Genomic DNA, 2,316 nt, shown 5'->3' with positions numbered 1-2,316 from the left:
TAGTGCTGCAACCAGTGTGAAAGTAGGTTATCGTCAGGCTAGTTATATAGAAAAACCCCACCAGGTGATCCTGGTGGGGTTTTTTGCTTTGTGGCTTACAAATCGTCGTGTTCGCCACGACGAACGATGTGCATCGACCGGATGGTCACCGGTCCGGCCCTCAACAGATTCATGGACGACACCAGAATCTCGGCCGCACGTTCGGTGGAGAGATCCCGGCCGGGTATATCCAGCAGAAAGTCCTCTCCTTCGACGTGCCCGCCATTGGTGAAGTCGACCCGAAAAGCCAGCTTTACACGCCATGCCGAACGCGGATCTGGTGTATAGGGTTCGGCGTCGGGATCAGGAATATGGGTGAGCAGATGCGGCGGCTTCATTAATGATCTCCGTGAACAAGCCTCATGTTATATCAGCGGATGCCCTTGAGAAAAAGCGCTTTATACTCACCGAATCATGAATGAGATTCACAAGCTCAATTCGTCGCTGCGCACGTCCTTGATCGACCGCTCGCGCCGCGACATCGCGCTGACTCCCGCGGGCCAGCAGTTCCTGGCCGTCGTGCGGCCGGTATTGCAGCAGCTGTCCGTTGTAGCGGAAGCGCTGCGTCATGCCGACGCCCGCCGACTGCGCATCAATGTGCTGCCTTCCTTTGCCGCGCGCTGGCTGCTTCCCCGCATCGGCGATTTCTTTCTGCGTCATCCGGATATCGACGTCGACATTTCGTCGACCCAGGCGCTGGTCGACCTGGGCGCATCCGGCGCGCGTCTCGGCATACGTTACGGTAGTGGGCAGTGGCCCGGTGTGCGCAGCGAGCTGCTTTTCGACGAGTGCCTGTTTCCGGTTGCGAGCCCGGGCTATATTCGCGAACATGGCATTCATGCGAACGAAGATTTGCCACGCGCCACCCTTTTGCGCGACGATTTTCATCCGTGGACTGCCTGGTTCGAGCAGCATGAGGTGGCCGAAACGAATTGCACATTCGGCGCCGTCTATCGCGATTCAGCCCTTGCCGTCCAGGCGGCCGAAAACGGGCAAGGCGTGGCGCTCGCGCGCAGCTGGCTCGTGGCCGATGCCCTTGCGGCGAAGGCGCTGTGCCGGATTGGATCCACGAGCATTCCCGCCGGCGCTGCGTATTTTCTCGTCCTGCCGCGCGACGCCGTGATAACTGAAGAGGTACGCGAGTTCACCGCATGGCTACGCAGCCAGGCGGCTGGCAGCGGCTATACTGCCCGGCCATCCAATGAGGAGTCGCGATGAAACTGTATCTTGTGGTGGTTGATACCATGGCGGATTGGGAGATCGCTTACCTCACCGCGGAGCTGCATAGCCGCAGGTTCTTCGCCGATCCTGCAATGGATTTTAGTTTGCTCAAGGTCGGCCTTACCCGCGACGCCATCGACAGTATGGGAGGCGTGCGCTATATGCCGGATGTGACGCTCGATGCGGTCCGGCTGCAGGAAGGGGATGTGCTGCTATTGCCAGGCGCCGACGTCTGGGATGCGCCGCAGGCCAAGCCGATCCTGGCATTTGCCCGCGATGCCCTCGACCACGGGCACCAGGTCGCGGCGATCTGCGGCGCCACGGTCGGGCTGGCGAGTGTCGGCGCCCTGGATACGCGGCGCCACACCTCGAATGACCTCGGTTTTCTGAAACAGGCATGCCCCGGTTACCGGGGAGAGGCCCTGTATCGCAAAGAGGCTGCGGTGCGAGGCGGCAACCTGATCACAGCTACCGGTTTGGCGCCGCTCGAGTTTTCGTATGAGGTGCTGAAGATGCTGAAGGTCTGGCGCCCGGAGACAACCAGGGCCTGGTATCGCCTGCACAAGACGCGCCAGGAGCGGTGGTATCACGAGCTGGTCGCGTCGATGTCGCCGGAGTAGGTCGACTGTACCGGCGGCGTTGCCAAAACTGGGCTTGCGGGCGCGTCATGCGTTTGCTATAGTCCTGTCCCTCGACGCAGACATGTCCCGAAACGGATGTGACAGCGAAGAGTGAAGAAAAAAGAGGGTTGACGAGATTTAAAAAACGCTTCATACTCTCTCTTCTCTGCTGCTGACGAACAAAACGATTCGAAGCAAACGGCAGATGCAGTACCGAATAAAGTTCTTTAAAAATTAACAGTCGATAAGTGTGGGCGTTTGATGAAGGTGCCAAGAGCTTCGGTTCTTGATTACTTAAATTATCAAATGTTCACAAAAAAGAAATACGTTGCTCAGCAATGAGTAACGGTCAGTATTTTGAGTGAGCGACCCCTGCAGCAATGCAGGGTGACTCGAAAGAGTCAACAAACAGAGATTGAACTGAAGAGTTTGATCC

At 57.9% G+C, this 2,316-nt stretch carries 3 protein-coding genes; 2 read left to right on the top strand and 1 reads right to left on the bottom strand.

The features are described from left to right. Window positions 1-95: 95 nt before the first annotated feature. On the bottom strand, window positions 96-377 hold the full coding sequence (locus tag FVD38_RS26245) for a cyclase (protein ID WP_147937486.1): 282 nt from the start codon (window positions 375-377) through the stop codon (window positions 96-98). Window positions 378-453: 76 nt separating this feature from the next. Between FVD38_RS26245 and FVD38_RS26240 the strand changes: the two genes are divergently transcribed. Beyond that, window positions 454-1,257 carry a LysR substrate-binding domain-containing protein gene (locus FVD38_RS26240; RefSeq protein WP_147937485.1) on the top strand — a complete coding sequence of 268 codons (804 nt, stop codon included), beginning with the start codon at window positions 454-456 and terminating at the stop codon, window positions 1,255-1,257. Continuing rightward, entirely contained in the window at window positions 1,254-1,880 is a 627-nt protein-coding gene (locus FVD38_RS26235) for a type 1 glutamine amidotransferase family protein (protein ID WP_147937484.1), read from the top strand. The genes FVD38_RS26240 and FVD38_RS26235 overlap by 4 nt, the downstream gene beginning before the upstream one ends. Window positions 1,881-2,316: the final 436 nt, after the last annotated feature.

Origin of the sequence: Massilia arenae, assembly GCF_008014745.1 — a bacterium.
Lineage (GTDB): Bacteria > Pseudomonadota > Gammaproteobacteria > Burkholderiales > Burkholderiaceae_D > Telluria > Telluria arenae.
The sequence above is the reverse complement of the archived record's forward strand: the minus strand, read 5'-3'. Positions and strand labels throughout refer to the sequence as shown.

Excerpts from the sequence above, each read along its gene's own strand:
- FVD38_RS26240 (WP_147937485.1), top strand. The coding sequence starts at position 454 with ATGAATGAGATTCACAAGCTCAATTCGTCGCTGCGCACGTCCTTGATC.
- FVD38_RS26245 (WP_147937486.1), bottom strand. The coding sequence starts at position 377 with ATGAAGCCGCCGCATCTGCTCACCCATATTCCTGATCCCGACGCCGAA.
- FVD38_RS26235 (WP_147937484.1), top strand. The coding sequence starts at position 1,254 with ATGAAACTGTATCTTGTGGTGGTTGATACCATGGCGGATTGGGAGATC.